The 26,975-nt window shown below is 41.1% G+C and carries 41 protein-coding genes; all 41 read right to left on the bottom strand.

The genetic code is table 11. From position 1 onward, the window contains the following. A partial coding sequence (locus T541_RS0114265) for an MFS transporter (RefSeq protein ID WP_026653094.1) occupies positions 1-756 on the bottom strand: 756 nt, incomplete at its 3' end. 134 nt (positions 757-890) lie between these two features. Beyond that, entirely contained in the window at positions 891-1,544 is a 654-nt protein-coding gene (locus T541_RS0114260) for a class I SAM-dependent methyltransferase (protein WP_026653341.1), read from the bottom strand. Positions 1,545-1,568: 24 nt separating this feature from the next. Next, a complete protein-coding gene (locus T541_RS0114255; RefSeq protein ID WP_026653340.1) occupies positions 1,569-2,009 on the bottom strand; it encodes a GNAT family N-acetyltransferase in 441 nt (146 codons plus the stop codon). A 13-nt stretch (positions 2,010-2,022) separates the two neighbouring features. After that, positions 2,023-2,670, bottom strand: a complete 648-nt coding sequence (locus tag T541_RS20835; RefSeq protein WP_051538275.1) for a metallophosphoesterase family protein — start codon at positions 2,668-2,670, stop codon at positions 2,023-2,025. 12 nt (positions 2,671-2,682) lie between these two features. Beyond that, complete coding sequence (locus T541_RS0114245) at positions 2,683-3,078, bottom strand: GNAT family N-acetyltransferase (RefSeq protein ID WP_081779984.1); 396 nt, start codon at positions 3,076-3,078, stop codon at positions 2,683-2,685. Then, positions 3,075-3,665 (bottom strand): HD domain-containing protein, encoded by a 591-nt coding sequence (locus tag T541_RS19765; RefSeq protein ID WP_197025178.1) that lies wholly within the window; start codon positions 3,663-3,665, stop codon positions 3,075-3,077. Before T541_RS19765 ends, T541_RS0114245 begins: the two co-directional genes overlap by 4 nt. Positions 3,666-3,733: 68 nt before the next feature. Continuing rightward, positions 3,734-4,264 carry an NUDIX domain-containing protein gene (locus tag T541_RS0114235; protein WP_026653339.1) on the bottom strand — a complete coding sequence of 177 codons (531 nt, stop codon included), beginning with the start codon at positions 4,262-4,264 and terminating at the stop codon, positions 3,734-3,736. Beyond that, the gene (locus T541_RS0114230; RefSeq protein WP_026653338.1) at positions 4,257-4,589 is read right to left on the bottom strand and encodes a hypothetical protein; all 333 of its coding nucleotides are present in this window, start codon (positions 4,587-4,589) and stop codon (positions 4,257-4,259) included. Before T541_RS0114230 ends, T541_RS0114235 begins: the two co-directional genes overlap by 8 nt. A gap of 22 nt (positions 4,590-4,611) precedes the next feature. Then, positions 4,612-5,127 carry a GNAT family N-acetyltransferase gene (locus T541_RS19760; RefSeq protein ID WP_051538274.1) on the bottom strand — a complete coding sequence of 172 codons (516 nt, stop codon included), beginning with the start codon at positions 5,125-5,127 and terminating at the stop codon, positions 4,612-4,614. Between the two features lie 21 nt (positions 5,128-5,148). Continuing rightward, positions 5,149-6,018, bottom strand: a complete 870-nt coding sequence (locus tag T541_RS20830) for a bifunctional GNAT family N-acetyltransferase/NUDIX hydrolase (protein ID WP_051538273.1) — start codon at positions 6,016-6,018, stop codon at positions 5,149-5,151. Between the two features lie 22 nt (positions 6,019-6,040). Beyond that, positions 6,041-6,271 (bottom strand): tautomerase family protein, encoded by a 231-nt coding sequence (locus T541_RS0114215; RefSeq protein WP_026653336.1) that lies wholly within the window; start codon positions 6,269-6,271, stop codon positions 6,041-6,043. Next, a complete protein-coding gene (locus tag T541_RS0114210; protein ID WP_026653335.1) occupies positions 6,271-6,696 on the bottom strand; it encodes a DUF523 domain-containing protein in 426 nt (141 codons plus the stop codon). Before T541_RS0114210 ends, T541_RS0114215 begins: the two co-directional genes overlap by 1 nt. A gap of 150 nt (positions 6,697-6,846) precedes the next feature. Further along, positions 6,847-7,488 carry a hypothetical protein gene (locus T541_RS0114205; protein WP_026653334.1) on the bottom strand — a complete coding sequence of 214 codons (642 nt, stop codon included), beginning with the start codon at positions 7,486-7,488 and terminating at the stop codon, positions 6,847-6,849. Positions 7,489-7,518: 30 nt separating this feature from the next. After that, complete coding sequence (locus tag T541_RS0114200) at positions 7,519-7,956, bottom strand: hypothetical protein (protein WP_026653333.1); 438 nt, start codon at positions 7,954-7,956, stop codon at positions 7,519-7,521. An 81-nt stretch (positions 7,957-8,037) separates the two neighbouring features. Beyond that, entirely contained in the window at positions 8,038-8,985 is a 948-nt protein-coding gene (locus T541_RS0114195) for a DUF6017 domain-containing protein (protein ID WP_026653332.1), read from the bottom strand. Positions 8,986-9,050: 65 nt separating this feature from the next. Beyond that, a complete protein-coding gene (locus T541_RS0114190) occupies positions 9,051-9,416 on the bottom strand; it encodes a replication initiator protein A (RefSeq protein WP_026653331.1) in 366 nt (121 codons plus the stop codon). A gap of 5 nt (positions 9,417-9,421) precedes the next feature. Next, complete coding sequence (locus T541_RS0114185; protein ID WP_026653330.1) at positions 9,422-10,339, bottom strand: ParB/RepB/Spo0J family partition protein; 918 nt, start codon at positions 10,337-10,339, stop codon at positions 9,422-9,424. Beyond that, entirely contained in the window at positions 10,302-11,114 is an 813-nt protein-coding gene (locus T541_RS0114180) for a ParA family protein (protein WP_026653329.1), read from the bottom strand. Before T541_RS0114180 ends, T541_RS0114185 begins: the two co-directional genes overlap by 38 nt. Before the next feature lie 12 nt (positions 11,115-11,126). Continuing rightward, positions 11,127-11,579: a DUF6462 family protein gene (locus tag T541_RS22215; RefSeq protein ID WP_330375733.1), complete on the bottom strand. Its 453-nt coding sequence runs from the start codon at positions 11,577-11,579 to the stop codon at positions 11,127-11,129. A 728-nt stretch (positions 11,580-12,307) separates the two neighbouring features. Further along, positions 12,308-13,534 carry a tyrosine-type recombinase/integrase gene (locus T541_RS0114155; protein WP_242840792.1) on the bottom strand — a complete coding sequence of 409 codons (1,227 nt, stop codon included), beginning with the start codon at positions 13,532-13,534 and terminating at the stop codon, positions 12,308-12,310. Between the two features lie 166 nt (positions 13,535-13,700). Then, positions 13,701-13,928: a DUF6462 family protein gene (locus tag T541_RS0114150; RefSeq protein WP_026653326.1), complete on the bottom strand. Its 228-nt coding sequence runs from the start codon at positions 13,926-13,928 to the stop codon at positions 13,701-13,703. Positions 13,929-13,931: 3 nt separating this feature from the next. Further along, positions 13,932-14,510 (bottom strand): hypothetical protein, encoded by a 579-nt coding sequence (locus tag T541_RS0114145; RefSeq protein ID WP_026653325.1) that lies wholly within the window; start codon positions 14,508-14,510, stop codon positions 13,932-13,934. 119 nt (positions 14,511-14,629) lie between these two features. Next, on the bottom strand, positions 14,630-14,974 hold the full coding sequence (locus T541_RS20825) for a helix-turn-helix domain-containing protein (protein WP_051538272.1): 345 nt from the start codon (positions 14,972-14,974) through the stop codon (positions 14,630-14,632). Between the two features lie 279 nt (positions 14,975-15,253). Next, positions 15,254-15,478, bottom strand: a complete 225-nt coding sequence (locus tag T541_RS0114135) for a hypothetical protein (RefSeq protein WP_155839533.1) — start codon at positions 15,476-15,478, stop codon at positions 15,254-15,256. A 410-nt stretch (positions 15,479-15,888) separates the two neighbouring features. Next, a complete protein-coding gene (locus T541_RS0114130; protein WP_026653323.1) occupies positions 15,889-16,419 on the bottom strand; it encodes a hypothetical protein in 531 nt (176 codons plus the stop codon). Between the two features lie 249 nt (positions 16,420-16,668). Beyond that, complete coding sequence (locus T541_RS0114125) at positions 16,669-16,926, bottom strand: hypothetical protein (RefSeq protein WP_026653322.1); 258 nt, start codon at positions 16,924-16,926, stop codon at positions 16,669-16,671. Between the two features lie 87 nt (positions 16,927-17,013). Continuing rightward, complete coding sequence (locus tag T541_RS0114120) at positions 17,014-17,226, bottom strand: hypothetical protein (RefSeq protein WP_026653321.1); 213 nt, start codon at positions 17,224-17,226, stop codon at positions 17,014-17,016. Then, complete coding sequence (locus T541_RS0114115) at positions 17,216-18,334, bottom strand: hypothetical protein (protein WP_026653320.1); 1,119 nt, start codon at positions 18,332-18,334, stop codon at positions 17,216-17,218. The genes T541_RS0114120 and T541_RS0114115 overlap by 11 nt, the downstream gene beginning before the upstream one ends. Positions 18,335-18,401: 67 nt before the next feature. After that, entirely contained in the window at positions 18,402-18,902 is a 501-nt protein-coding gene (locus T541_RS20820) for a helix-turn-helix domain-containing protein (protein WP_051538271.1), read from the bottom strand. 165 nt (positions 18,903-19,067) lie between these two features. Continuing rightward, a complete protein-coding gene (locus tag T541_RS0114105) occupies positions 19,068-19,739 on the bottom strand; it encodes an SIMPL domain-containing protein (protein ID WP_034467310.1) in 672 nt (223 codons plus the stop codon). A 2-nt stretch (positions 19,740-19,741) separates the two neighbouring features. Further along, complete coding sequence (locus T541_RS21680; RefSeq protein ID WP_026653318.1) at positions 19,742-21,016, bottom strand: ADP-ribosylglycohydrolase family protein; 1,275 nt, start codon at positions 21,014-21,016, stop codon at positions 19,742-19,744. Positions 21,017-21,133: 117 nt separating this feature from the next. Beyond that, on the bottom strand, positions 21,134-22,225 hold the full coding sequence (locus T541_RS0114095; protein ID WP_026653317.1) for a macro domain-containing protein: 1,092 nt from the start codon (positions 22,223-22,225) through the stop codon (positions 21,134-21,136). Positions 22,226-22,295: 70 nt separating this feature from the next. Further along, the gene (locus T541_RS19740) at positions 22,296-22,952 is read right to left on the bottom strand and encodes a hypothetical protein (RefSeq protein ID WP_051538270.1); all 657 of its coding nucleotides are present in this window, start codon (positions 22,950-22,952) and stop codon (positions 22,296-22,298) included. A gap of 15 nt (positions 22,953-22,967) precedes the next feature. Then, positions 22,968-24,206 (bottom strand): C-type lectin domain-containing protein, encoded by a 1,239-nt coding sequence (locus T541_RS0114085; protein WP_197025177.1) that lies wholly within the window; start codon positions 24,204-24,206, stop codon positions 22,968-22,970. Between the two features lie 10 nt (positions 24,207-24,216). Continuing rightward, complete coding sequence (locus T541_RS0114080) at positions 24,217-24,582, bottom strand: hypothetical protein (protein ID WP_026653315.1); 366 nt, start codon at positions 24,580-24,582, stop codon at positions 24,217-24,219. 24 nt (positions 24,583-24,606) lie between these two features. Next, complete coding sequence (locus T541_RS0114075; protein ID WP_026653314.1) at positions 24,607-24,801, bottom strand: hypothetical protein; 195 nt, start codon at positions 24,799-24,801, stop codon at positions 24,607-24,609. Positions 24,802-24,819: 18 nt separating this feature from the next. Next, the gene (locus tag T541_RS0114070) at positions 24,820-25,101 is read right to left on the bottom strand and encodes a hypothetical protein (protein ID WP_026653313.1); all 282 of its coding nucleotides are present in this window, start codon (positions 25,099-25,101) and stop codon (positions 24,820-24,822) included. A 79-nt stretch (positions 25,102-25,180) separates the two neighbouring features. Then, the gene (locus T541_RS0114065; protein ID WP_026653312.1) at positions 25,181-25,582 is read right to left on the bottom strand and encodes a hypothetical protein; all 402 of its coding nucleotides are present in this window, start codon (positions 25,580-25,582) and stop codon (positions 25,181-25,183) included. A gap of 161 nt (positions 25,583-25,743) precedes the next feature. Continuing rightward, on the bottom strand, positions 25,744-26,088 hold the full coding sequence (locus tag T541_RS0114060; protein ID WP_026653311.1) for a hypothetical protein: 345 nt from the start codon (positions 26,086-26,088) through the stop codon (positions 25,744-25,746). Between the two features lie 12 nt (positions 26,089-26,100). Beyond that, the gene (locus T541_RS0114055) at positions 26,101-26,484 is read right to left on the bottom strand and encodes a DNA-directed RNA polymerase subunit alpha C-terminal domain-containing protein (RefSeq protein WP_026653310.1); all 384 of its coding nucleotides are present in this window, start codon (positions 26,482-26,484) and stop codon (positions 26,101-26,103) included. Next, on the bottom strand, positions 26,444-26,923 hold the full coding sequence (locus T541_RS19735) for an Lrp/AsnC family transcriptional regulator (protein ID WP_051538269.1): 480 nt from the start codon (positions 26,921-26,923) through the stop codon (positions 26,444-26,446). The genes T541_RS0114055 and T541_RS19735 overlap by 41 nt, the downstream gene beginning before the upstream one ends. Between the last annotated feature and the right edge of the window lie 52 nt (positions 26,924-26,975).

Genomic DNA, 26,975 nt, shown 5'->3' with positions numbered 1-26,975 from the left:
AAATGCTCCGGTATTAGCCGAATGAAGTGTGATCAGGGTGAAGTCTGCAAAGCCAAAAGCAAAAAAGCAGATGGCCGCCATGAACAGAACAAATGACTTCCTGAATTCAAAGCTTGCCGGTTTATCTTCCTGCTTTTCAAAGATCTCCGGATCAGGGTATCTTATCTTTGCTGTCAAAACAAGAGCTATTGTGATCATTGCAGGAACAAGCAGTATCGCAAAAGAGATTCTATATGTTGTAAAAAGGTCGTCTGTACCTTTTACAAGAGCTGTTACAAAAAGCAGTACCGGTCCGAGAAACGCGCCAAGCTGATCCAGAAACTCCTGATAGGCAAAGCCTTTTCCGGTTCCGATCTCGCTTGCCGCAAAGCTTACCAATGTGTTTTTGGCAGGCTTTTTTATCGCTTTTCCGATACGCTCCAGGATCACAAGACCGCAGGCCCAAATCCAGCCATGTTCAGGTACGAGTGCCAGTGCAGGAATCGCCAGAGCCTGTATTACATAGCCTGTGATAACAAATGTCCAGTATTTCTTCGTTTTATCTGCTATAAATCCGGATATGAGCCTTAGTGAATACCCGCACAATTCTCCTATACCGGACACAAATCCGATGGTTGCAGCGGATGCCCCTGCGAGGTTCAGATATTCGCCCAATATGCTTCTGGCGCCTTCATGAGTCATGTCCGAAAACAGACTTACGATTCCCATCAGGGTTATAAATATTATGGCGCCAGACAAAGCCCTTTTTTTATCCATGTTCTACTCCACTAATCCCGATTTGCTTATTTCATTATCTAGAAAGTTATAAATCCAATCCAGCTTTATGCGCCTGGATATGCTGTAGCTTTCTTGGGATGTTATAAAGCTTCCCATCCTTAATAAGTTTTACCTTATCGCCTTCCTGCTTTCAGTGTATATGTTGCTTCCCAATGATTAAGCACTTCTACTTTTGTAAATCCAGCAGCTATTAAAGCTTCTTTTTCATGCTCCACAGTCAGCGGAGTGTCATAATGATAAAACACTTCATCCGGCAAGTTCTGCTCTTTTCTTAGTCTAATCTGCTCCTGCCTGAAAAACGTTTCCTGTTCATCTGTCTCTGCAAAATAATCAGTCAGGATTAAATATCCATCGGGCTTAAGTGCCTGCCAAAGCTTCGCATATAAAGGAATCTTTTCCTCTTTTGAAAAGTGATGTAACGATTCCACAGAAACTGCAGCATCAAATATTCCATCTCCAAAGGGCACATCAAAGTATGACCCGCAGATTGTTGTAATATCCTTATCCGGAAACTTAGCTTTTAGTGAATCAAGCATGGCTTCTGTGAGATCAATTCCGGTAACTTTTGCATTTGGATTTACCAAAAAGAATTCCTCTAATTCAAGTCCTGTTCCGCAACCCAGATCAAGCACCTTTGCGTTTTCACCGGCTGGCAAAAGAGCTGCTGTAAACTTATAAAATGAAGACGCGCCTTCAATATTGCTCTTCATGTGCTCATCATACCCATTGATACGGGCAGTAAAGAAATCATCCATTCTTTCAAGCATGTTCTAATTTCTCCCAGTTATTTTTCATAGCTCCTTGGCAAATGATACATGCCCTTCTAATTCGATATAGCCGTTCTTTTTATAGAACTCATATGCAGGCACATGCGCTTCTGTCTGTAAGAAGATCTGCTTCAGCCCCAGCTCTTTAATTTCCTTTTCTATTTCTGACAGGAAAAAGTTACCGGCTCCTGCGCCTTGCCTGTCAGTTCTTATACATAGTTCATCAATATAGTATTCAGTCCCTTTATACCAGTGTTTTATGTAGCCCAAGGACATACCGATGAGTTCATCACCATCATATAACCCATATGTAAGCGAATATCCCTGTCCAATCAGATCATCTATATAGCAATCCAACTGCTTTTCATCTGACCAGTCATCGTTCCATGGTTCTATAGTAAACACACTTACAAACAGCTTTTTTATCGCTTCTTTTTGCTCAATTCCAATTCGCTTTAGTTCCATTTATAGGCACCTCTCAGCTTATCCGCTGTAAAATCCCCGTCACATCAACTCCCGGATGCGTCAGGTACATTCTGCAAATGCTCTCTGCAAGCTCTTCTGATATCTTTAGCTTCTTGGCAATTTCTTTATGCGTTTTTCCTTTATCTGTCATGTCCATTGCCTTGGAAATAATCCTGTCTATATCCTTTGGAAGCCTTGAATCCTGACCCGAGTTATCTATGACTCTTTTTCTAAACTCAAACTGTCCAGAGCCCGATATCTCAAGAAGGGCAAAAGACACTTCCTGCTCCGGTTTCCTTTTTCCACAGCAGCCAGGATTAAACCAGACCTGCCCATCTTTCTCTACCAGGCTGTATTTATGGCTGTGTCCATATATGATAATTGATATCCCCGTCAGATCATCGTGAATTTTACCTTTGTTGTGAATAACATAGATCTTATTGCCAAGAAATTCTTCTATCGCAGTCTCCGGAAGATTTTCAGCCCACTCTTTATCCGCATTTCCTCTCACAACTGTAACGGGAGCAATCTCCTCAAGCCGATCAATGACTGCTTTATTATCTATGTCTCCGGCATGAATGATATGATCAACACCTTTAAAAGCATCAATCACTTCCTGCCTTAATAGTCCATGTGTATCTGAAAGGATTCCTATAAGCATCGTTTTTACCCTCTACTTAATCATTGCACGCTCTGTGTTTAACTCAAAACCAAATTTTCTATACAAGCCATGTGCATTCTTGGTGAGAAGAATTCCTCTTAGTCCCTGATATACAGGTCTGGATACAGCATATGAAACCAATGCAGTTCCAAGTCCCTGATGCTGATATTCAGGATCGATAATTACATCTGCAAGATAGAAAGTGGTAGCATAGTCACTGATTATCCTTGCAAATCCAACAAGCTTTTCTTCTGCATCAATATATATTCCGTAACAGGAAGCATTTTTCACAGACTTCTCAACCGTCTCAGGTGAACGCTTATCTGCCCAGTAGGTCATCTTAAGGAGTCTTTGGATATCCTCCATTTTCATATTCTCTGCGCCATCTATTATTCTGTAATCCATCATCCTTCGTACCTATACCCAGTTTCCAAATAGTATTCTTCAAGAAAATCTTTCATATACTCATGCCTCTTTTGGGCCATCTCCTTAGCTGCATCAGTATTCATTTCTTCTTTTAACAAAAGAAGTTTATCGTAAAAATGCTTTATGGAGTCTGACAAGCCCCTTCCAGCCTTCCCGCCATATGCAAATGTTCTGGCAATCCCTATCGCTCCAATGGCATCAAGTCTGTCTGCATCCTGGACAATCCTTCCCTCCAGTGTTTCGGGCCTTCTGCCTCTGTTATGGCTGAATGACACGGAATTAATTATTTTGCAGATCTGTTCTACCATTTCTGACGGAAGGTCTTTTTGTTCCATAAATGATCTGGCATTTGCATTGTTTTCTGTGCTGAAAAGCTTATAATCATCAGCGTCATGTAATAATGCAGCTAATGAAATTGCAAAACCTTCTGCCTCAGGGTATGCTTCCATAAGTATCTGAGCGTTGTGATATACCCTCATGGTATGATCTGCTCCATGCCCATCGGAATTCCCTGCAAACAGCTTATTAACATACTCTATTGCTTCACTGATTATCATGTCACTGCTCATTTAAGTCTCATCCTTCATCAATCTTTCTTAATGTATTACAATAGTTTATCCAACTCACAAAGAAGCTTCTACTCCTTTACATCAAGTAAGTCCTTAGCACGCTTAAGAATAGGTATTTCCCTATTAGCTACCAGTCTGCCTAATCTTGTACTACTGCACTTTTCATATTCTGCAAGTGCTTCATCATAGTGAAGCTTCAGTGTCGAAAGATGAAAATCCTCTATTTCATCCTGTGTTAGGTGTTTATCACCAAAAGATTTAACTCTGCAAAGATAATAATTATTGATGTTATGCCTGTGAATCAGATTGTAATAATCGCTTACTACTCCAATCTTACATATCACTTCAACCTCAGCACCCAGTTCCTCAATAAGTTCTCGTCTGATCGCTGTATCGAGATTCTCACCAGGCTCAACCCCACCTCCAGCTGTCTCTATTAGTTTTGCTTTTCCAAAATCATCATCTCTATTTGCCCTGACAAAATAGAAATAATCATCACCATCCACCACTATTGCCCTGGCTATCATTCTGTCGTGGTCAATTGTTGTAAGTGGCCATTCCTTATCTTCTAAATTCAAATGCAGTTCTTCATCATTCATGCTTCTTGTACCTCTTATATATTCTGGTATAAACAAATGGCAGCACAGGCACGCAGAGGATGCATCCGACTAGCATTACCATTCCTGCCAGTTTCATGCTCGAGAATGCCAAAAACGTACTAAACCACATAAGCAGAGAGAAAACAATCCACATTATGCCGTTAGCTCTGTTATATGCCTTTACATCGACAATCTCATCTTCACCAACTGTCTGGCCTGACCAGAACCACATAGGTTTCTGCCTTCTCCAGGCAAAGATTCCAAGTCCTGTAAGTAGTGCACTGACAGGAACCATTACTACAAGCCAAATGATCAATGCTCCCATACACACCTCTCCATGCATTTACTTAAAACTCCCTCTTATACAAATACGCATCAAAGGTTGCGCTCCCATCAAACTTGGAATACTGGCAATCTTTCCAATAAGTCATTCCAAGTTTTTCCATAACCCGCCTGCTCTTTGAATTATCTTTTGCAAACTCGCCAACTATAGCGTGAATGCCTTTCTCCTTGTCAACATAATCAATTATGGCTTTCATAGCCTCAGGTACGAGCCCCTGTCCCCAATATTCTTTTCTAAGGTTATAACCAATAGCCCAGGCATCCAGGTCTTCCTTATAGAAAATCCCACCCTGTCCTATCAATTCTCCTGTTTCTTTCAATACAAATCCAAGGTCAAATTCATCGTTACCATCAATATCACGCGACCTAAGCCATTCTTTTGTAACCTCGATATCCTTGTGAAGAGGATAGATCATAAACTTGTTCACATCCGGATCAGATGCCCATTTAAATATATCTTCTGCATCATCTACTGTAACTGTTCTTAAAATAAGTCTATCAGTTTCAATTCTACGTACCATTACTCCTCCACTGTTCTGTCCCTATTTATCAGTCGCTTTTATGTATTTATCAGCCTGTAACAATAACTCTTTTTTATTATCATGTTCTATAACAGCCAGTGCATCCTCAAGGCTTAAGCTCTGAAGTGCTCTTACCTCTTGTGGCCTTACAACACGCGGATTTTCATCTATGTATTTAGCCAGATAGTAAACAACCTGCTTTGTCACACCTGGTTTCTCCGATAACTGATATTGCTCACTTACTCTGAAATCACTTATCAGCGTGGCATCAAGATCTGTCTCTTCTTTTATCTCGCGGATAGCTGTCTCTTTTTCAGTCTCCCCATTTTCCATATGGCCCTTAGGGAAACTATGAAATCCGCTCGCTTCCTCAACAAGAAGATACTTGATTATGCCATCTTCAATTGTGTAAACAATAGCACCACAGGATTTCTCGAATGCCTCGCTAAGACCGTCTTTAGCCATGCGTATTCTACTGCCATCATTTAGGTCATCCTTGTAACCAAGCCTTTTGTATAAGGCATGTGCTCTTTCATTAGAAGTCTCTACATGGAAAACAATTGCACTGATACCAATTACTTTTGCATAGTCCTCCGCGCTCTTGATTAGACAACTCCCAATCCCCTGATCTCTGTATCTTGCCGTAACAGACAGATCGTCAAGATAAATATAGTTATCTCCGCGGAAAACCTGAACTGATAGAAAAGCTACTACCTGCCCATTATCCACTGCGACTATGACCTCATCTTCATAATCAGAGAAGTATCTGTTGAGATACCCTTCCTCATAACCCTCTACGTCATCCGTATGATAAATTGTCTGCAACATCTCTATGAAAAGAGCTTCAATACTTGCTCTGTCGTTCTCTACTGCCTTTCGATACTCTATCATTAATTCAATACCTCATAGATATTTATTCACATGTATATCCTGGTCTTTTATATAAATACTGATCATCCGGAACAATGCTCTTATCCCATACTTGCTCTTTCCAGTTTTCCTCCGGAATATCTTTAATTGCAACAGAAATGCTCGTGGTCTTGCATCCAAGTGTTTCAGCGATTACTTCCGCTACTCTTTCAGCACATTCTTTTTTCTGCTCTTCAGTCCTTCCTGTAAAACACTTTATTTCAACGTGTGGCATTATCCCTCCAACAATTCACTCAAATCTATAGTTTTAATACCATTTTCAGCCAAGAGTTCTGCAAAGATACCCTTGCCTTCAATAAGTTTACCGCTAAAACTACCATCATATACCTGCTTCACCCCACAGGAAGGGCTCCTTGACTGGAGAATCACCAGATCTACTTTTTCTGTAATGGCTTTTTGAAGACATTTCTCAGCACCAGATCTGAATTCTTTATCTTTGCTTTCTCCCTGCTTATTAGTTACTATGCCATTTACTATTTCGCATGGGATCCTTGGTACCGGAAGGCCACCTTCCACTTCAGGGCATACAGGGATGACCTCATGCCCTTTTATGTACTCCGCAACTTTTTCACTGTAATTGTTGCCACCATTATATTTGCAATTCTGCCCCAACAAGCAGGCACTGACCATTATTTTCATCTGTTAGCTCCAAGACTCATATTGTCTGACTCTAGTCCAAAATTGGCTCTTTTTTTAAAATACTTATCTTCTACTATATCTGTTTTTATAAAAGAAAAAAAGCCACCTGACGGTATTTATCCGCCAGATGGCTCTCGAATTCATTTATGTTTAGACCAATTCAAGTCTGTCTCTCACAAAGCATCCTATGGCAGTCAAGGCCATTACCACCATAACTACTACCATACCAACTTTATCATATGAAGCATAGAAATCTCCTGAGAAGCGGAGCTTTATGTATTGGCCCCAAATTGCACTGAGAATGACTAAGAGTGTAAATCCCAAAGATGCAGCATACATAAATGAGACTATTATGCTAGCCAGTATGTTTCGATAACCAGAGCTCTCAATTCCTATGGATTCAAGGTTGGATACTATTATAATTCCCATGATGAGAAGATAAAGAACCGTTACAAAAACTGCCTTCTGCCAGGATACGCACTTAAAGCAGCTATGTATAATAGCCATTATGATTCCCAGGAACATGCAGCACGAGAACTTTACCATAGCTGGGCCAGTCTGCTCATTTAAAGTAAGAACCAGTATAACCAGCTCAATCACCAGTATAAGAGCTATCATGCTTGATTTAGGTTCCCCTGGGATAATATTGCTTAACTCAGGAAATTGGAGCGTCAGTACAAATGCACCAATTAGTCCTGTAAAGAAAGGCATAGCCCTGAATATTCCAAAGCAAACGATGGCTATAACAGCAAATATAATCGCTAATACAATCTCAAGTAATAATGCTATCATCTCAGCCTCCTATGAATTCTGAAAACACAACTACTTCTTGGTAGTTGCCTTGCTTAATTTGTTGCAGTACACAGCAGCACGGCACCAGAACTTAAGCTCCTCAACACCATTTTTATTTGTTACAGCTCTTTCTACTCCATTGATGGAGCCTTTTTTGACTGCCTCGTTGTACATCTTGCCAAGTCTGGCTCTCACTGATGCAGGAGACTCTTTAATATTGTTCTCGATAAGAACCTGCTCTACATCTGCAAAAGTCGGAAGATCTGAGAGAGTGAACTCCTTCTCCATCTTCTTGGACTCAGCGACCATGAGTTTAAGCGCTGCAGTGTAGTCGTACCTTACTGCGGTGTTGAACTTATCCTCAAGTGTCTCAAGGATAAGACTGTTGACAGTTATCTTCTGTTTATCTGCAGCCTTCTGAAGTTGCTTGTATAAATCATCACTGATCGACAAATTGATTCTTGGCATATCCGACCCTCCTATGAGTGTTACGTTTACCTCATTACACTTTTAAGTATATGAGGGTTGCGCAGATATGTCAAACTGGATCTAAATGAGCCCGCATGCCATGTCGTGGTTAACCTCCGCCTGGTAATAGCTGCTCATTGTGCTTGGTGCATTGAAAAGTGTCGCCAAAAGATAAGGCCTAATTTTCTTAATCTTGGTGGTATTATTCTTCATGCAATCCAGCACATACTCAACATGCATGCTGTTAAGCTTGAGAAGCTTTGCTTTCACAAGGTTTTTGGGATAATCGTTCTTGGCGATATGGATCTTCCCCTGAGTAGACAAAACAGTCTCAAGGACAATCTCATACATCCCTTCAATCGCTTCTCTCTCCTGAGGATATCGATCAAGCAAAGTATCCAGGGACAGATTCTCCCTGATCATTTCTGAATAAATTTCGTAATCCTCGTTCAAATCTGTCTGCTTCGAAGAGATATGATTGGTTATAACTAAGTTAGTATTATTAATATTATTATAATTAGGGCCGGAATTTCCGTGGTCTAGAACCCGAATTTCCCTTGGTCTAGAACCCGATTTTTCCGTGGTCTTGACCCCGATATTTCCGGGGTCTGAAACTTCTATTTCTGATTCAGAACCGGGATTTTCCAAGGTCTGAACTTCTTCAGAACCCTCAGAAACAAAGTTCTTGAGGTAGATAATGGAAGGCTTCCCCTGGCCCTGCTTTCTGCGCTCAATAAGGCCATATTCCTCAAGATTCTTGAATAAGATCCTTATCTTGTCTTCCCCACAATCCAGCATTTCTGCGGCTTCCTGCTGTGCAAAGTAAATATATGCCCTCTGCTCCTCATCAAACCACTTATTCTTAAGGGATAAAGACATTCTATCCAGCATAAGGCCGTATAAAGTCTTGGCAAGCACGTCAAGGCCCTTAAAATAGGCATTTGTGAACAGCAGCTTTGGTATTCTGTAAAAGGATAGCATTTCAGATTCTTGACCTTTGAAATAGTCAAATATGATTCTTTCGCTCAATCCTTTTCCCTCCCTTCGGTAACTTAGTGTGACGCTCTGTGGATTTAGGTGGTGCAATTATTGCACTACCCAATCAGCTGAAAAATGCGTCTGCGATTAAAATTCTTGACGTAAATCCTGCTTGGCTTGCCCTTGATCTGGAATCTGGAAATAAGGCCAAAGTCCTCAAGCTCATTCATACAGTCGATAATGGTATGTCTGGAAAAACTGATATCCTTTTCAAGCTTACTCAAAGGATAAATCACATATACTCTGTTCTCTTCGTCATACCAGTTGTGCCTCTTGGCTTCGCCCATCCGGTCTAAAAGAACTGCGTACAGCATCTTGGCCGAAGCCGACAGGGAAGAAAAATTCTCCCCTGTCAGAAGCTCCTTTGGAATCTCTACAGAAGCAAATTGCTCAGCCTGGGTATTATAGAAATAATCCATCATAGTTGTTATTCCTCACTTTCATGGGTCCTTTTCCATTCCTCACAGAAATCAATGAGGATCTTCTCAATCTGTGTCTGAGAATAATATGCCGGAAAATACTTGTTGAGCTTGCGCTCGTTGAAGGTGATCTTCTTGTGGGTCTGCGGTGTTGCTCGCTTTTGAATGAGAATATCAATCATCATCTCCTGCGTTAGCGAATCATCCTCTCTGTATGGTCTCAGATCTATGAGCTGTTCCTGCTTGATCATTCCATTTTCATGGATATACTCATAAATCCATTCCTGGTACGAGTGATTCAGATAAGAAATCTCAACAGCCACAGATAATGCTAATTTCTTCTGATCAACCATATTCAGTAATTTTGGAATAAGCTCTGTAAGTCTGATAAAACGTGACACCTGTACTGCGCTAGAACCCATTTCCTCAGCAATTCTTTCCCTCGAAGTCTTCCCACTCAACTTCTGTTCAACTTGAACAGAAGTTAAATCTCTCCTCTGACCCTGACTTCTAATCGCATTGAGCTTCATTTTATATGCAAATGCTCTTTCACTCGGAAGGATCTCCTCCCTCTGCATATTCGCATTAACCATGGCAATCGTGGCATCATCATTTGTCATTTCCTTGATGATTGCTGGAATCTTACGAAGCCCGGCTCTTTTGGCCGCATGAAGTCTTCTGTGGCCGGAGACCATCTCATAAGTTCCTTCATCATCCGGTCTTACAAGAACAGGAGTAAGAACTCCGCTCTCCTTGATGCTTTCCACCAGTTCATCCATCTTTTCATCATCCACAACCTTAAAAGGATGATTCTCAAAGGGATAAATAGTCATAACATCGAGATCTACAGTCCCCTCGGTGCTTGGAACACCGAGGAGCTCATCTATACTAGACAGCTTTACTTTCTGACCAACTCTTTGTGCCATTATTTATTACCTCCCTTATAAAAGATGAATAAGCTGATGCTGCTTTTCCTTTTGGATCATAGACGTAGAGACTACTTCCGGAAGCACTAATCTCAGCGGCCCTCACAGAAAGCGGGATCTCAGTCTCAAAAACATTTATGGTGGATGAATACGCTTCGTAGATCTGAGCCGATATGTCTTTTGCATAATTTGTTCTGTTATCCACCATAGTGATAAGAATTCCCTCTATTTGCAGCTTCTGGTTCAGCTGACGCTTAACTCTTCCTATGGTCTTAATAAGCTGCTGAAGACCCTTTACAGGAAGATATGCGGCCTGCACCGGAATAAGTACACTGTCTGCACAAGCCAGGGCATTTATGGTCATCATCCCAAGAGACGGCATACAATCGATGATTACGTAGTCATAAAGTTCTCTTGCCATGTTTACGTACTGCCTGAGGATAGTTTCCCTGCTGATAATTCCTGTCAGAGTGATCTCCAGACTTGAAAGCTCAATATTGCCCGGCATCACATCAACACCTTCCTCGTGATGGATAAGTCCTCTGGAGACATCCACAGGCTCGTCATTTATGATTCCGATAAGGGCATTTGCCAGGGAATAATCCAGTCTGTCGGGCTCATCACAGCCAAGGCTGATTGTCAGGGACCCTTGCGGATCACAATCGATCAGAAGTACCTTATTCCCTTCTCTTGCCAGGCCGATTCCTAAATTTACGCATGTGACGGTTTTTCCGACTCCGCCTTTCTGATTTGCTACTGCTATAACTTTAGACATGTCTCCACCCCCTTATTCCCTGAATGACTCGATAAAAGCATCGATTTTTTCCGTGTTACAGAGAACCACACCCTTAACTTTTCTTGTGGCCTTAGCCTCTTTGGCCAGTGATTCAAAGGTGTGAAGCCCCATGGAATAAAGCTCAGCACCCTCTGCGTACCTCACATACTTCTTTTTGCCTTCTTTGACCAGTTCATCCATGTTTTCAACAAATTTGCGTCTTCCCATTTCTTCATCCTCTCTTTCTTCGTTGCATTCTTTTTCGATGTAGTCATCAAGCACATCCAGATCTACAAGAGCTGTTTTCCTGAGCTTGATGTTGGCTCCTGCCTGCTTGGCCATGGTGACAAATGACCAGTACGCCATTGCGTAAAGTCTTGCACCCTGAGCGTAAGTGCAGAAGCGGTGTCTTTTACCTTCCAGGTATTTTTCCAGATTCACTGGTGGGGATTTACTTCGATTCATCTGTAACCTCCGTTTTTTGGTGTTACGAGATGCAATTTAGAAAAAGAGAATTGAGATTTTAAGCAATAAAAAAACCACATTTTCTCTTTTTCATTAAGAGAAATGTGGATTAAGTCATAATATTTTCATGGATTAGAAGATACTTAGAACCGGTTTTCCTCTTTGACGTTTCCCCGGGGAGAAGACTTTTTGAAGCCTTTTCCCCGCTTTTTGCGTCAATATCTTCTATTTTTTCGTCATCACAGACGTCCATGGAAGTCCTGTTTTTCACTGTCAAACTACACGTACACGTCCACTGATGTCCCATGTTGTCCCATGAGATTGTTTTAAAAACAGTGCAATCTAGTCCAAATTTGGTCGTCCACGGAGAAACGCGATTTTACTCAAGAACGTGTGTCATTTCTCGCTGCGGAGGGTCGGGATAATTAGAGTGGTCTCTATCATTCACGACCATTACTGTCCATACACGTCCACTAGAAATCTTTCATCTCAATTTTGAGATACCACACAAGTCCACCGAAATACCAGAAAGTGTTGTAAACTGCGTGGCAGGCCTCATTTTTATTGGATCTGTGTGGACACTCACCAATGAAGGCCAAATGTATGTAGTAGTCATCCAATGAGGACATTTTGACTACACATTTCACTACATTACATCTCATAAATTCTATGAGTGATGTTTTATACTCATATTATAATACTCCATTTTAATCCATTCAAGAACTTTTTCAAATGATGATCTTACCCTCCAGGTGAGCCATGATCTCCTGCTTCTTTTCCTTGGTGGCATCAGCATAGATGTTCATGGTGGTGGTGATATCCCTGTGTCCCATAAGAGACTGGATCACCTTGATGTTACTCTCGTTTTCGCAAAGTCTTGTACAGAAGGTATGACGGAGGATGTGGCAGGTGATTTCTTCCGGCAAAAGAAATGGTTCTCTTCCCTCATCAGCTGCTGCAGCCACCTCGTGTTCATTGTACCAGTCTACTGCGCTGTGTATTGCGCGATTCACTGCTCCGGGCAGAAGAACGTTCTGATTACTGGAGATAAAAATAAAATCCTTGAATCCATCAATCTCTTCATTACAGAATCCCAGAATCTTCTGGAACTCATATTCCATAAGGAATGCATCGAATACTTCCTGAACCATGGGTATGTCTCTTGTACCGGCATCCGTCTTGGTAGTCTGGATGCGCTTCTTGCATTCTCCGAATTCATCAGGTCTGTCACTGAAGCTGCGGTTCACATGAACGATACGATTATCCATATCAATGCTGTCTGTCCAGGAAAGCGCTAATGCCTCGCCAATTCTTAAGCCGGTACCAAGAAGCACTGTCATAAGCGGAAGCCAACCATGAAACTCAGGATTATTTCTGAAGATATCCATGAAAACCTGCTGTTCTTTTACAGTCAGAGCTTTTCTGTCTGGTTTCTCCCAGAATCTGCTTCGCTTGATCTCAGCCATCACATCATCCGTAGGATTGGTTCTGATAAGTCCATCTCTAACAGCCATCTGGAATGCAGGCCTTAAGATCGTATGTACATGATCTACTGTCGTTGCCTTGAGGCCACGCTCTACGATGAGGCCGTAATAATACTTCTTGATATCAGAATACTTCACATCCACAATCCTGTGCTTGCCGAAGTCATTCTTGATATACTGGTTGTACATCTTAACGTAAGTACCCTTTGTAGTAATCTTCAGATTGTGCTTGGTAGAGAGATAATTCTCAACCATATGGTTTACTTCAATGTACTTGGATTTTACCGGATCAAGTCCGTCATCGTAATCTCTGTGAAGCTTCTTCTCAGCCTCCCTCAACTCTACCAAAGACTTACGGTATATGTAGTGTCTTTTGCCCATACGGTCTGTATAGGAATATGTATATCTACCGTCCTTTCTTACGCTCTCGCCGGTGTTAAGTCTGTACCCCTTTGCATCTTTTCTGTACATGATCATGTCCTCCTTCTATTAATAAAGAAGAGGAATAATCGGTTCATATGTTAATTATAATCCGCGACATTCCTCTGTTTCAATCCATTTTTATCCTTACAAACCGCCTCAAACCCGCATAAATGCTGCTATTTGGATATCCTTGGACAGCATTGGATTCCTACGGTTATCTATTTGAATCACAAAAATTTTCAAGATATTCATTAACCTTCAGAGTATTGACCAATACCCTTCTCTTGATGTGGTAAACAGCTCCTGCATCCCTGGCAAGGTCCTGGAAGGTGTGAAGTCCCATGGAATAGAGATCCTTACCTTCCGCATATGAAACAAAAATCTTCTGGCCTCCCGTAACAGCCTTTGATACATCTTCTATTGCACTTATTCTCTTTGGCATTTCTCATTCCTCCGTTTTTATCTTTATGCCTCTCCTTGCTCTTATCAGACAGATCGCTCGTTTCCTGACCTTTCCACGGCTCCGTGTAAGTCGGTGCTTTGTGGCATCGTAGCCACTGTTACTATCTTCTGCGACTTTGCTGATGTCCTTTACTCCGTTCAAAATATCCTTAAGCTCTGCTCTGGGCTTTGGCTTTAATGTCTCAATCGCCTTTATGATGTCTGAGTAATCACTTCTCATCATCTTCAAAGTCTCTATGTCATCCCGGTGCTCCATATCTTCATCTGCACCTCTCATGACCTGCTCGATATTGCCTGACTGAAGATCCCTTGCAAGCTGGACATTATTTGTTGCTTCATTTCCTGTCGGATCTCCTGTACCTGAAGTCTGTACCCTCACCCCAGGATCTCCTCTTTCAGCTCTCTTGTTATAAAGCTTTTCCTCTTTCAGTGTGTTGCGGAGGTCTTCCTCAAACAGATCTATCAGCATGATAAAATTATCAAAATGCTCGAGGATAATATTGATTCTTTCCTTGTCCTCCGCCTCTGCATAAATCTTTACAATACTTTCTTCAGCTGACATTTTTCCTCCTTTTCATAGTGTTGCCTTAAGACACTTTAATGATAAAACAGTGAAAGCGCCGTAGCCGTCGGCATCTGCGAACTTAGTTCGATATTTGCGACGAGCTGGTAAAAGAGCTGTCATAGTATTGAAAGCGCTCTTATCTGCTCAATTGCAATCTTCCTGGCTCTAGGATTTCTAATGGAGTAGAAAGCCTGCAGCATTTCATCTACCTCTGATGTATATTCTCTCTTTTCCTTATCTCCTGCTCCAAACAGGATCCAGTCAGCAGAGACATCAAACAAGGATGCATAGTCGATCACATTTACTGATGAAAGAGATCTTTTACCTGACTCATACTCTGAGACCATGCTTCTGCTCCCCAGGTTAAGGCGCCTTGCAAGTTCCTCCTGACTCATTCCCTTCTGAACTCTTAATGTTCTGATTCTCTCTCCAATCTCTCTTGTGTTATTTCTTGCTTCCATTTTTCCTCCGATCCGGAGTCTTCAAACGGAAGCAACCGTGCCAAGATCATAGAAAAAGAGCCTGCAAAACTTTAATAGACCTAAGGTTATAAAACCTTTCGGTATACTTCCGTTTTGCAGACTCCTTCGATGTTACGTGTTGTTAGTTACACGACTCTTTAAGCTCTTGGCAAATCTTTTGGCAGGTGATGCTGTTCCTGGCTCGGTGGCTCTGCACTAGTCCATCATCTGCCGCATTAACATATTAAGTTGTATATTGGCCAGAAGCTTCCAGCCGTATCAGTTGGTCAATAACGCCAACTCCTCTTGGTACCTAAGCATCCTCTCTGTAAAGGACTGCTCGTCACTCTCTTCATCATTAACTATAGTAGTAACAAAACTCTTGGTCACACATATCGTTATCAGGTTGCCGCACTCTTCACATATCTCGTCTACATCGGCACGTCTGGCCTTCATGATCTTATTACCACAAACCGGGCAGTTAACCCAGCGTTCTCCCTCCATGGATAACTTCGCTCTTTTCAAACTCTTCACCCCCAAGCGAACAAAACCAAAATCAATTGTTAATAGTTACAATTAACGGATTAGGGAAAGAAAACCGTTAGCTGATCTCTTTTATAGCTCCGCGGTTGCTATACTCTAATTATAGTAGTCTGAATAATAAGTCACAAGTAGAAATCGAACAGTTGTTCTGTCCTATTTTTTGTACACATTTACCAATCACCTGCTCCCTCTGCAGAAACTGGCTGCTTCCAAAATGTTGTTTCCCGTTCGAACAACAACGATTTTACCACATAAATCCTCTCTTAAAGTTCCTTCTTAGTCCTCTCTTTATCCGTACTTTTTTCGCAGAATGCCCTTGTTTTGTTCTTACATTGTTCGCGGTTTGTTCGCATCATGTCCGCGCAATACTCTTAATCAACAATTCCGTTATCACGGTCCTCCTGTTCCCTGCTCTCAGCATAATTCCAGATCATTATTCCAAACAGAGTAAGCGCTGCCTCACGCTTCTTGTAAAAAGCTGTTTTCCTGAGATTACACTCATTAAAAAGCTGTACTTCTGTCTTATATTCTGACAGGTAACTGGCTTCGAGAATCTTCTTATACAATGCTCCATCCGGCGGGAACTGTTCCATCTTAGTCATGATCATGGTGATTTTCTCATCAATCCAGGGGCACGCCAGCGCATCCCAAACAAATGCCTTCTGTTCTTCAAAAGAATCCTTGATCTGATGCCTGGCAATATCCAGGAACTCTCTTCTCATCCTTCTCTTCTGCTTGTCCTCTTTCTCTTTACTTATAGGACTTTTCCAGGGATTACCTGCAATTTTGGAATCTTGATAAAGGGTAAAAAGAGTCTTCGACAGCAGGCACACTTCTTTGGGATCCAGCTCAGCCTGCTCACACATAAAACAAATCCTTTTGTACGGATCAATCTGCCTCATAAAAAATCCTCCTTCCATGGGCTACACACGTCATGTAAACGCAGGGCCTTTTTCTGCTAATACCATTAGAACATATAGGGTGTCCTATAAAAGTACCCGTTCAAAGGCGCACAAATAGCCACTTTGTTATCCATAAATGTCCAAATGGCAGTAAAAATCATGGCTGATTTTCAAAGATATTTTAAAGGCTGAAAAATAGCGCCTCCCAGAAAGGAAGACGCCTTTACAAAGATTATTCTGTATTTCCGATCACCTATTATCTAAATAGTCACTCACAACATCAACAATTTCTGGATGCCAAGCGTCAGCATCAAAAACAGGGCCTTTATATATCGTATACTTAACACCTGCTTCGGTTACAAGCCAATTATTACCCGAATGAACTTGTATCCCCATTTCCTCTAAAATAACATTAAGGGCATGTACGTTTTTAACATCATATCCCCTGTCCCTCAATCGGCTAGCAACTTCACTCTTATATAAATCTCCGTAGCAGTTATATGCCATAATCAGCACGTTCTCCTTTTATCTCTTATGATATTTGCATTTTTTGCTGAAACAAACTTAATGCCATGCAAGACAAACAATATGGTCTCATGCCTTGGTTATCACCTTTGCAATCCCTTTAACCAGCTTGATTCCAGGCTTCCACAACTTTTTTGCAATACCGCCTACAACAACAAGACCAACCCCTAATTCCGCAGCAGTTCTTGCGTCTTCGTCCGCACATTTAGGGCAAAGCCCCAAAGTTGAATCCCCTACGATTATCTTTCCACATTGTTTACATCTTTTCACTTCAGCACTCATATTCTTCACCTCCAGAGATAACATATACAGCTTTAGGCTCAATCCTATCATAAGCCGAGGCTAATAAAGGTTTCATGCGTTCCTCCATGTAATACCAACAGTCCATGTTATTCTCGCCATAATCAACATTTTCATGTATGAATAATGCAAGAGACTTGTTCGCTGACACTATCCCTTTTTCAAAGAACCTGTCTATGTTTCCACGATAAGTATCAATGACATTCCTTGCACTAGAGTCATCTCCCAAATAATGATAAACCTGCATTTGCATTCCTACATACTTAGTAACAGCCATCGTATCAGCCGTCAATCTTGAGATTTGTTTATCAATATTATTTCGATTAAGCCTCTGAAACCATTTTTTGTTTTCCTCCTCAGCAAGATGTCCCTCGATTGTATTCATGTCAACATACACAGCATTTATGGCTGACTGCAGGCTATCCGCTGCTTTAAGCAAATATGTTCTTTGCTCACTAGACTCAATCTGATTTTGTGCCTTAAGAATATTATCCCTTGCATCTAAAAATGGTCGGATTATAGCTTGATTTCGTACAAAATCAATCATATATGACTGTTCAGAAATCATATAGTCCAACTTTGCAGAGATCTGCTTTAGCTGCATTTGATTCATCATATCTCTAGTAATATCCGCAGTCGCATCAGTATTTTCTACTTTTTTTAATGTAACATCCTTTACTCGAGTTTTAGTCTCTGCATCAACAAGCACCGCCCTTATATTACCTTCAACCTGTTTCGACTCCCCAAGAATCAGTTCACCAGCATTATACTTATCACGTATTTCCTTTGGTAAAGAAGCGAAATCTGGAATCAAATCAAATTCAGGTGATCTAAACGCACCAACCATCCTTATAGCATCATTTATAGTATTCAAATCAGCCGCTGGTAATTCTCTAATGCTAATGCTCGCTTCAGATGTCACTAACTCTTTTGACATTCCCTGTAAGGCCAACGAAAAGAAATCACTCATTCGCATAACATCGCTACCAGTCTTATCCTCTTCAGAAACAAGAATCATTATTTCCTGTCTCATGGCTTCAGTATTCTTGCTGTCTTGATTATTCTCTTTGTTTCTCTTTTCACCTAACACCGGTTTAACCTCCATTTTTACAACCATCAGCAATCCATGTGAAAAAGCAAATCCAACTGAAAGCTTTTTAATCTTCTGATATCTTGTCCTCTAGAGTCTCTTTTACACGTACAGCCAGCATTTCTTTGGTGCTAATTATTTGACTTATCTTGCTTTCTTCTTCAGCAATTTCCTTCTCTAATGCTTTGATTGCTTGTCTTTTCTTACTGATTATGGCTTTATGCTCCGCAAGTTCTTCGTCCATAAGCTTAATCATATCATCGTACTTTATTGTAAGCTCAGATGAAGACTCTAACCCTTTCCTGAGCAACGTGCTAACAATGCCTCCAGCAGTGGCTACTACCAGGCCAGCAAGAGGTAATCCAGCACCGATCATCGCGCCAGCTGCGGCGCCATAATACTTAGGCGATTTTTTAAGGAAACGGTTGAGTTCTGCCTCAGAAACAACGCTTCCTTCTTTATTCGAGTTCTTGGTTGCTTTTAGTTTATCGTCCCTTATCCATCTACGCACCGTCTCAGGATTTGTGTCTAATATTTGAGCTATTTCTTTTACAGAATATGTCTTCATGATATCCGCTCCTTTGTATAGAGGATAATATCACTCAGTCGTTATAGTGTCAACAAAAATGTATTATTAAATTTTTATTCCTCGATGCAAACCGCATATTTGCCACATTTTCATTTACTACATATTAAAGTTTAATTCTCATAATTTTGTAGCATTAAATTAGCATTATTCAATTTCCCACACAACAGTCACAGTATCAGAAACATCAATATCATCTGGTTCAATATCCATATCAAAAGAACCACATCCCTCTGCCATTACCGCATTGCAAATCATATCCCTATGCATTGGAGAATACTCAAACTGAATCTCTCCCCATGAATAATCAATGTTCTTGATTTCTTTTAAGTTCACTCCTGCAGCCTTAGTAAGAACCTCCGCTTTAGCTTTAGCATCTGCTACTGCCTTTCCAAGAAGTTCGTTCTTGGATGCTTCAGGATCCTTTACTGTGTAACTAAGTCTGAAATCAGGATGGATACCCCTAGCGTTGGCCAGGGCGTAAAGGATCTTGCCGAGTCTTGCATCGTCGGAATCAAACTCAACCTTAACCACATGCTTGAACTCATAACCTACAAAGCGCTCTCTCCAGCTCTTATCCTTTGTCTGATAACTCTCGTATCTGGTATCCACATTGAACATAAGGGTCTTAACGTCGGTTCTATCAAATCCCTGTTTTTCCAGAATATCCTTCAGAGCTTCAGTATCCTTTGATGACTGTTCAAGAGTCTTGTCATATTCCTTGTTCTGGCCTTCCAGTGTAATTGTGATTCTTGTCACGTCAGGTTTTACCTTAAGATTTCCCTTGCCAGTTACTTTGATTATTCTTTCGTTTGCCATAATTACTTATCCTCCTTCGCCATCTTAACAATTGCCTTGATCAGATCTTTTCTAAGTAACAAATTCTCGCTCCATGGGTTGATTATTATCCCAGTTTCTCCAACATCATCTGCAAATCCTTCCAAAAGCTGCTCTATATCCATAACCAGCGTGTCTGAAGAAGCACCTTTCAAGTATTCCTCCCTGGATGTAAAGGCCACAGCCCAGATCTCGCCATCATCGCCTTCTAAATGCTGAAACTTGAAGGACAATTCTTCCTCCGATGTGAACTCATCGCCAACCTTAACGTTTTCCGGATCCACCATGTTTACCAGTGCATCCGGTGCAATTACTGGAACTATGAACCTGCCGCCTGCCTTTATTCTCTGGCAGAAAGCGCTGGCAACAACCGCTAGGTTCTCATTAGTTGTTTCTTTTCTGAACTGCTCTATTGCTGCGGCTATAACTTCATTTCCTTTAAGAAAAGGATCCACACTGGAGCCATTTCTCTGCTCATCAAATTCCTTAAGGACCTTCATCATGTCTTCCCCAAGTCTGTCGCAGGTATTCTGTATCATTCCTACAGGAATTCCGTAGAAAGCTTCTGCCATTCCTCCTGCAATGCAGGTAAGTGTGTCGCAGTCACCGCCCAAAGAAATCGCTGTTCTTATAACATCTTCAAAGTCTTCACCTTCTAGAAAAGCTGTGATTGCCTCCGGTACTGTCTTTTGACAGGACTCATCGTGGTAGTAACCAGGCCTTATCTCTTCGCAGGTGCGGCTAAGGTCATATTCAAACTCTTTTTCCACGTACTCTTTTATCTCTTCCTTGGTAGCTCCGTGCCTTGCCATGAAGATCACGGATGCTGTAGCCTCAGCTCCTTTTATCCCTTCAGGATGATTGTGGCTTACTTCAGCAGTCCATCTGGCCACTTTTCTTGTCTTTTCCAATGTATCGTAAAACCATCCAACGCTTGATACTCTCATTGCTGAGCCATTACCATAACTGCCATAAGGCTTAGGATTTCTGGAACCAAGCCAGTGTATGAACCTTCCGCCATATCCTGAATTAGGATAGCGATTGCCCCACTGCTGCATCTTCTCTACCAAGACCTTCTTTATCTCTTTTTCCTCTGCATCTATTCCTGCGGTCAGGATCGCGTCCGCAACTGCTATTGTCATAACTGTATCATCCGTGAAACGAACCTTTCTGTTCCACATCTCGAAATCCTTACTCTTATTACCTCTGTCAAATTCATAAGGTGCTCCCACCATATCTCCAAGAATCGCTCCGTACATATCTGCCTCCTATCTGCGTTTTTCTTCGCTTTCTCTCTTGTTATGAGATAAGTATAGAAAAACAAAAAGGAGAAGTGGTCACTTGGCAGGTGACTTTTACTTCTCCTTGAAAAATCCTTATTTTATGGCTCCTAAGCACTCCTGATTGTTCTTGAACAGGACCGTGTTTATCTCCATTATGTTGTACATTCCGTGGCTTATGTAGTACCCGACTATCAGGTCGAACTTGCTACTGGGCGATAGAGCTATCCCCGCTCTTTGCAAAAGATCTGCCGTCTCATCCATAGTCAGCTCAAGAGCTATAGCAAATGCTACTGCCGTCTTCTTGCTTGGCTTGTAGTTCTTCTTGGTCTTGATATCGGAAAAGACCTTCTTGGAAATGTTAGCTCTTTTGTAAACCGTAACATCATCCAGGCCACTTTTATCAATCAGAGAAAAGAGCCTTTCCTGGAAGCTCTGTGCTGGCGTATCCAGAAGTTCATCAAGACTCATTCCTTCAGGAGCCCTGGCCATTAGTACCGGCTCCATCAGCTTTTCATCCGACAGCGCTCCATCTTCTCCGGTATCATCACATCCATCACTCTCTATAGTATTTATGATGGTATCATCCAGCGCAAAGCTTGCTCGGAGCCTAAGATTTCTTTCTCCGCGCTCACCATATTCCTTGCGGTAGCTACGTTTTACGTAGTTCTCATCAATAAACCCCTGAACATCCGAGTAAACTTTGCCCGATAGTTCAAAGGCCTTCCTATCGAAAACGACCAGGATAATTGACATCTCATTTTCAAAAAGAAACTGCTGAATCACAGAAGTTGCTATCTGCAGTGCCTTGTCCTTCGGAAATCCGTAGGCACCTGTGGCAATAAGCGGAAATGCAATGCTCTCACATTCTTTTTCCACCGCCAAACTCAGAGCCTTCTCATAGCAGTTTCTCAGGATATCAAACTCCCCATGCTCACCATCTTCCCACTTGGGGCCGCTGACATGTATTATGTATTTCGCATCAAGATTGAATGCCGGAGTAACAGCAGCCTCTCCAGGTAGAAGTTCTCCTATCTTCTCGCGTTCAGCAAGGAGTTGTTCTCTTCCTGCAGCATTATATATCGCAGTATCAACACCACCCCCGATAAAAACCTCGGGATTGGCGGTGTTCACTATGGCATCTGCTTTTACTTTTGTAATATCATTTCTAATAATTTGAAATGGCATATTCCCCTCACCAGTATGCTTATTGTTCTATTACATTTTCATCTACTAACACCTTTTTCGAGATAAACAGTTATACTTCGCAAACCACGTATTTAAACTGTACATTTTTTCCTTTACCATCTGTTAGTTCTGAATAGTTTTTCCATTTTATTAAATACGAACCATCCAATACTATATCAGACTCTATTCCTTTTTTTGTCCCAGCACTAGCCGCTGAGCTCCATCCCATCGTTCCATGCTTGATCCTACCTTCATCAATGCAAAAAGCTGCATATACACAGTCATTTTTTCTAGGTGGTTTCGTATATGACAACTCATTTGTAAGCATAACTGCATATCCTTTTTCGTAATCAGCTTGTTTTACAGTCTTAATCTTCTCTATGCGCTGAACATCGTTTAGATACAAATAGCAGCCTATGTCCTTGGCACCATGATTTGCCAAATCAAAAATTTCACCATTATGCTGTAAAACACATGATTTTGTTTTGTACTTAAGTTCTATAGGAATCCACTTTCCCGTGTCGGTAGGCTTAAGTAATATATCAATATGCATCTTTGATTGTTCATTCAAAGCTTGGTCAGATGGAGTATATTCTAACCTTATATCGTAGTTATCACGATAAAGTCTTTTTATAGACCATGCAAACTCTAGTTGAAAATCAGCTTCCGAAACAAATACAGGCCTTCTTTTTCGCAAATCTTCAATAACAGCCTCAATATCAAACATTATGTTTCCTTTCCATCAATCGTATTCACAAATAAATCCAAGCTTCCCAGCGTATTCCGGTGACACATTCAGTATCCTATCCGGAGCATCAAAAATGTAGATCATTCCGGTTTCGTCAAAATACTTCGCAAGACCAACTTCCTGTTCTCCGGCTTCAAAAGACCACTCATTCTTGGTGTAATCATATCCCGGAGAATGATAGTCCCAAAAGTCATACATACTCGGCATTACTTCCTGATAGGAACCATCCTGGTTTATCCATCTGAAGCTGCAGAAAGTATCTCCTACCCACTCGCAGGATCTGTAACCAACGAAGAATGCCTTATCGGTAAGTCCTTCTTTCTTCACCAGCTCAGATATAACCTTTGCCTCATCTGTACATGTCACCGTTGCCAGATATCCGCCTTTCTCAAGACAGATTTTCTGAGCCTCTGTCCAGGAACAATCCTGCACAACTAATTCATAATTATGGTCTGCAGAATACCACTTCCCGTTCTCCAGCAAGTATAAGAACTCATCATATGAATAATAGTTGTCCGGCTGCTTTCCCTTATCTACATCATAGTACTCAGCTACATGAGCATTAAACTCTTCTTCGGTTACAGTTTCGTCGCCCCATTCATACGTCAATGTATATGGGTAGTTCTCATCTTCTCCCATCTTTTTGAAATCTTCTTCAGAAACATATCTGATGCCAGAAGCTATTTCTGAAAAGACTCCATTCTCCAACTTCGTGATGCTTATTGGGTAGTAATCCATATGGCCTGTGTCTGTGTAAATAAGACCGCTCTTTTCAATATACTGTGATCCTATTCTTGAAAGATACTCATCAACCACCTTGCCATCATGATAGGTGATAACCATCTGACCACTGGCTTCTATTCCTGTATCAATAAAAAGCTCCGGAATGTCATCATCGTCTAGATAAATCAGCGTAAAAGAAAGCTCACTTCCACCATCGGCAAAAGAAATATACTCCGCCCCGGTTCTTAAGTACTCTGCATATGCTTTACTCCACTCCGGGATATTATCTGGAGTCAACTCATTAGAAATCTCTTCAGTTATTTGCTCACTTGCCTCGGTGCTAGCATCGCCAACCACAGAAATGCTCTCAGCAACTGAATCACTTTTTTCCTCTACATATGCCGCTTCTTCCGCCACATCGTTAGCAGATTCCTCTGGAGCCTGTCCCGCGCAGGCAGATAAAAGAATTGGACATAACATAACTGCCAAACTTTGCTTAAACCTTTTCACCGGATACACCTCATCTAAAAACATCAAACATCGATGCAATCACATAAACTATAAATATCAACACGCACGCAGCAAGCTTGTTAGGAAGAATAATTCCTATAGCAATCATAATACCAAATGCAATCAGCTTATTATTCCTATCGCTTTCCTGGACTCTTTTACGTAACTGGTCCATTTCCTCTTTTTGTTTCCTGCGCTGCTCTGCTGTAGGATAATAACCACCTCCGCCAATAGGAATATCATCATCCAGCCCGATATCTACAGCGTTGTTATCCTCATTATAAAATGTATCGTAAATATATGCAGCTTCGTTTGAATCAATATGCCCATCGTGATTTAGGTCAAATGGTGTGTTTTCAAAATTATCATATGCCATAACACGCCTCTCTTTCCAAATGCATCAAAACATTTTCTTCCCGGTCTTTGCTAATATATACGCCTCGTCATAAGTACAATTATTCTCTGTAGCAAACTGTACCAAAGCATGATCAAGTTCTGGATAATTATGAGAATCTACATATCCTCTATCGCAGTCATACCAAGCTCTTTTGTATAATGCCTTTATTCTGTTCTCATCAATATCAAGAATGCCCATCTATAAGCCCTCTCTAAATCAAAACTCATCATCAAAATCATCTGGATCCAAACCTGCATCCTCGATAGCAGATCTGCGCTCATCTTCGTCCATAAACTCCAGATCATCTCTATCCAGGCCTGCCATCTCAAGCTCGTCTATAACATCACCATCTTCATCATCGTAGCTTCCTGATGAGATGCCATGAGTATCCTCATAAAATGTATCATTGATAAATGCGGTCTCGCAGGCATCAATCTTGCCGTCGCGATTTAAGTCAAATGGTGTATTTCCAAATAATCTATCAAAAGGTCCTGCCATATTTGTTTCCTCCTAAATGTAAAGGGGGAATAGCTTATTTTTCCTGCCATTCCCCAGTTGCTTCAATCCATATCAGTTATTAGTCGTTATAATCATTCCAGTAATCTTCAGCTGCATCATAAGCTTCGTCTTCATCATCGTAGTCATCTTCGTAATCATAGAACTCTTCGTATTTATCATCCGCAAAATCCTGTGCTGACTTGTAATTATGTACGTCGTAAGAATCATAAGTCTTCTTTGATGCCTTTGAGCCACTCTTCTTGGATGAGCTCTTGCTACTTGATGTCTTTGATTTAGAAGAACTCTTGCTCTTTGACTTTGAGCTTGTGGTTTTCTTCTTAGAGCTGCTCTTGCTCGTACTTGATGAATAACTGCTAGTTGTTTTATTCTTGCCAGCTGCCTCTACAGATACTGATGTCATTCCCACAGCTGTTACCATCATCATTACTGCTACTAAAATACTTAATAATGTTCTCTTCATAGTTCACAACCTCCATTTCGTATGAAAAGAGTTTTATCCTGTTATAAGCTTACCTCCAAGGCCCTTTGGAATACATATTCGCTTCGGTGAAAAAACTACCGGTAATTTGCCAAAACAGTGATAACACGCTTTGCTCTTTCTGATAATCCTATTCTGACAGATTAGGTGTCCCAAAAACCCCCCGAAACCACAAACGAATGTTCCAGTGTAATATCCCTGGTATCCGTGTTATCATCCCTGAAAACAAGTCCACATTTCTTTAAATTTCTAGCCATTGTGGCTCCAAGGTTCTTCATGTGCGGAGTAATTGGAGATCCATCTCTTCTTTTTCCGCTATTTACTAATTCTATAAATTCTTCTCCCGTTTTATCTTCAACCTCTTCCAAATTCTTGAATCCTGCGCATATTAGATAATATCTATAATGTGGATGCATCGGCATTCCATCAAATGAACAGCAGCTATTATCATCAACAAATCTGATTCTGGTTTTCTGCTCTTCTGTCATATGCCAGTCTCCTTATGATGTTTTCTTCCTTGCAGCGTTCAATTCAACAACTTCCTTCACATAACCAACTCTTTTTTCCTGCGGAAGCGCACTGTACTGGTATAAAAAGAGTTTTTCCATTATTTCTCTGCAACTCTTGGCACCACAGTTTCTGATCTTACTGATCTCTGTTCCAGAAGAAATTGCCTCTGCCAGTTCACCAATGGTGCTGTAGCCAGCTCTTTTCAAACTGTTATAGGCTCTGACTCCCAGTTCCAATGTTTCTATCGGTGTCTCACTCATTTTGGAATTCAAGTAAATATTGAAAAAGAATTTTCCACCCTTTTTCTCATGTACACGATCCCCGGTTATCTGCTCAATTATCTGTGATAGTGCCAGACTCTGATTTTCGCTCATATTCAATTCCTCCGTACACATCCTTGATAACCTCTCGAACTGTGCGGGCATGATATTCTTCAATATCATTTATGCAAGCCTTCTTGATTATCTTGGCCATGTAATTGATTTGTTCGGATGAATCAGATACAGCAACAAGATGAATATGATACTCTTTCATAGTGGTAAAAATCTGCCTGACATAAACTGTTCTGGTTGCCACATATTCAAGTACTCTGTCAAAACCATCAGGTGTAGTGATAATATCAATCAGCATCGTGATTTCGTCATCGCGCTTAATGTAGGTATTATACTGACGGATGATTCCCTCATCCTCAAGCTTTTTCACCCTCTTCTTGGCTGCCACTCTTGATATCTCAAGCTTATCTCCAATTTCCTGATAGCTCATACGAGCATTTCCTCTGATCATTTTCAAAATCTGCTTATCTTTTTCATCCATGTTATTAGCTCCTTATCAGTGTCGACTCTGATTACGCTGATTATATTCAGAC

It is taken from the genome of Butyrivibrio proteoclasticus P6B7 (assembly GCF_000622085.1).
Taxonomy (GTDB): Bacteria; Bacillota; Clostridia; order Lachnospirales; family Lachnospiraceae; genus Butyrivibrio; species Butyrivibrio proteoclasticus_A.
This window is presented reverse-complemented; position numbering and strand designations above follow the sequence as displayed.

Bases quoted from the DNA above. Each gene is read 5' to 3' on its own strand.
- T541_RS0114260 (WP_026653341.1), bottom strand. From the start codon at position 1,544: ATGCTTGAAAGAATGGATGATTTCTTTACTGCCCGTATCAATGGGTAT.
- T541_RS0114255 (WP_026653340.1), bottom strand. From the start codon at position 2,009: ATGGAACTAAAGCGAATTGGAATTGAGCAAAAAGAAGCGATAAAAAAG.
- T541_RS20835 (WP_051538275.1), bottom strand. From the start codon at position 2,670: ATGCTTATAGGAATCCTTTCAGATACACATGGACTATTAAGGCAGGAA.
- T541_RS0114245 (WP_081779984.1), bottom strand. From the start codon at position 3,078: ATGATGGATTACAGAATAATAGATGGCGCAGAGAATATGAAAATGGAG.
- T541_RS19765 (WP_197025178.1), bottom strand. From the start codon at position 3,665: ATGAGCAGTGACATGATAATCAGTGAAGCAATAGAGTATGTTAATAAG.
- T541_RS0114235 (WP_026653339.1), bottom strand. From the start codon at position 4,264: ATGAATGATGAAGAACTGCATTTGAATTTAGAAGATAAGGAATGGCCA.
- T541_RS0114230 (WP_026653338.1), bottom strand. From the start codon at position 4,589: ATGGGAGCATTGATCATTTGGCTTGTAGTAATGGTTCCTGTCAGTGCA.
- T541_RS19760 (WP_051538274.1), bottom strand. From the start codon at position 5,127: ATGGTACGTAGAATTGAAACTGATAGACTTATTTTAAGAACAGTTACA.
- T541_RS20830 (WP_051538273.1), bottom strand. From the start codon at position 6,018: ATGATAGAGTATCGAAAGGCAGTAGAGAACGACAGAGCAAGTATTGAA.
- T541_RS0114215 (WP_026653336.1), bottom strand. From the start codon at position 6,271: ATGCCACACGTTGAAATAAAGTGTTTTACAGGAAGGACTGAAGAGCAG.
- T541_RS0114210 (WP_026653335.1), bottom strand. From the start codon at position 6,696: ATGAAAATAATGGTCAGTGCCTGCTTGTTGGGGCAGAATTGCAAATAT.
- T541_RS0114205 (WP_026653334.1), bottom strand. From the start codon at position 7,488: ATGATAGCATTATTACTTGAGATTGTATTAGCGATTATATTTGCTGTT.
- T541_RS0114200 (WP_026653333.1), bottom strand. From the start codon at position 7,956: ATGCCAAGAATCAATTTGTCGATCAGTGATGATTTATACAAGCAACTT.
- T541_RS0114190 (WP_026653331.1), bottom strand. From the start codon at position 9,416: ATGATGGATTATTTCTATAATACCCAGGCTGAGCAATTTGCTTCTGTA.
- T541_RS0114185 (WP_026653330.1), bottom strand. From the start codon at position 10,339: ATGGCACAAAGAGTTGGTCAGAAAGTAAAGCTGTCTAGTATAGATGAG.
- T541_RS0114180 (WP_026653329.1), bottom strand. From the start codon at position 11,114: ATGTCTAAAGTTATAGCAGTAGCAAATCAGAAAGGCGGAGTCGGAAAA.
- T541_RS22215 (WP_330375733.1), bottom strand. From the start codon at position 11,579: ATGAATCGAAGTAAATCCCCACCAGTGAATCTGGAAAAATACCTGGAA.
- T541_RS0114155 (WP_242840792.1), bottom strand. From the start codon at position 13,534: ATGTACAGAAAAGATGCAAAGGGGTACAGACTTAACACCGGCGAGAGC.
- T541_RS0114150 (WP_026653326.1), bottom strand. From the start codon at position 13,928: ATGCCAAAGAGAATAAGTGCAATAGAAGATGTATCAAAGGCTGTTACG.
- T541_RS0114145 (WP_026653325.1), bottom strand. From the start codon at position 14,510: ATGTCAGCTGAAGAAAGTATTGTAAAGATTTATGCAGAGGCGGAGGAC.
- T541_RS20825 (WP_051538272.1), bottom strand. From the start codon at position 14,974: ATGGAAGCAAGAAATAACACAAGAGAGATTGGAGAGAGAATCAGAACA.
- T541_RS0114135 (WP_155839533.1), bottom strand. From the start codon at position 15,478: ATGGAGGGAGAACGCTGGGTTAACTGCCCGGTTTGTGGTAATAAGATC.
- T541_RS0114130 (WP_026653323.1), bottom strand. From the start codon at position 16,419: ATGAGGCAGATTGATCCGTACAAAAGGATTTGTTTTATGTGTGAGCAG.
- T541_RS0114125 (WP_026653322.1), bottom strand. From the start codon at position 16,926: ATGGCATATAACTGCTACGGAGATTTATATAAGAGTGAAGTTGCTAGC.
- T541_RS0114120 (WP_026653321.1), bottom strand. From the start codon at position 17,226: ATGAGTGCTGAAGTGAAAAGATGTAAACAATGTGGAAAGATAATCGTA.
- T541_RS20820 (WP_051538271.1), bottom strand. From the start codon at position 18,902: ATGAAGACATATTCTGTAAAAGAAATAGCTCAAATATTAGACACAAAT.
- T541_RS0114105 (WP_034467310.1), bottom strand. From the start codon at position 19,739: ATGGCAAACGAAAGAATAATCAAAGTAACTGGCAAGGGAAATCTTAAG.
- T541_RS21680 (WP_026653318.1), bottom strand. From the start codon at position 21,016: ATGTACGGAGCGATTCTTGGAGATATGGTGGGAGCACCTTATGAATTT.
- T541_RS0114095 (WP_026653317.1), bottom strand. From the start codon at position 22,225: ATGCCATTTCAAATTATTAGAAATGATATTACAAAAGTAAAAGCAGAT.
- T541_RS19740 (WP_051538270.1), bottom strand. From the start codon at position 22,952: ATGTTTGATATTGAGGCTGTTATTGAAGATTTGCGAAAAAGAAGGCCT.
- T541_RS0114080 (WP_026653315.1), bottom strand. From the start codon at position 24,582: ATGGCATATGATAATTTTGAAAACACACCATTTGACCTAAATCACGAT.
- T541_RS0114075 (WP_026653314.1), bottom strand. From the start codon at position 24,801: ATGGGCATTCTTGATATTGATGAGAACAGAATAAAGGCATTATACAAA.
- T541_RS0114070 (WP_026653313.1), bottom strand. From the start codon at position 25,101: ATGGCAGGACCTTTTGATAGATTATTTGGAAATACACCATTTGACTTA.
- T541_RS0114065 (WP_026653312.1), bottom strand. From the start codon at position 25,582: ATGAAGAGAACATTATTAAGTATTTTAGTAGCAGTAATGATGATGGTA.
- T541_RS0114060 (WP_026653311.1), bottom strand. From the start codon at position 26,088: ATGACAGAAGAGCAGAAAACCAGAATCAGATTTGTTGATGATAATAGC.
- T541_RS0114055 (WP_026653310.1), bottom strand. From the start codon at position 26,484: ATGAGCGAAAATCAGAGTCTGGCACTATCACAGATAATTGAGCAGATA.
- T541_RS19735 (WP_051538269.1), bottom strand. From the start codon at position 26,923: ATGGATGAAAAAGATAAGCAGATTTTGAAAATGATCAGAGGAAATGCT.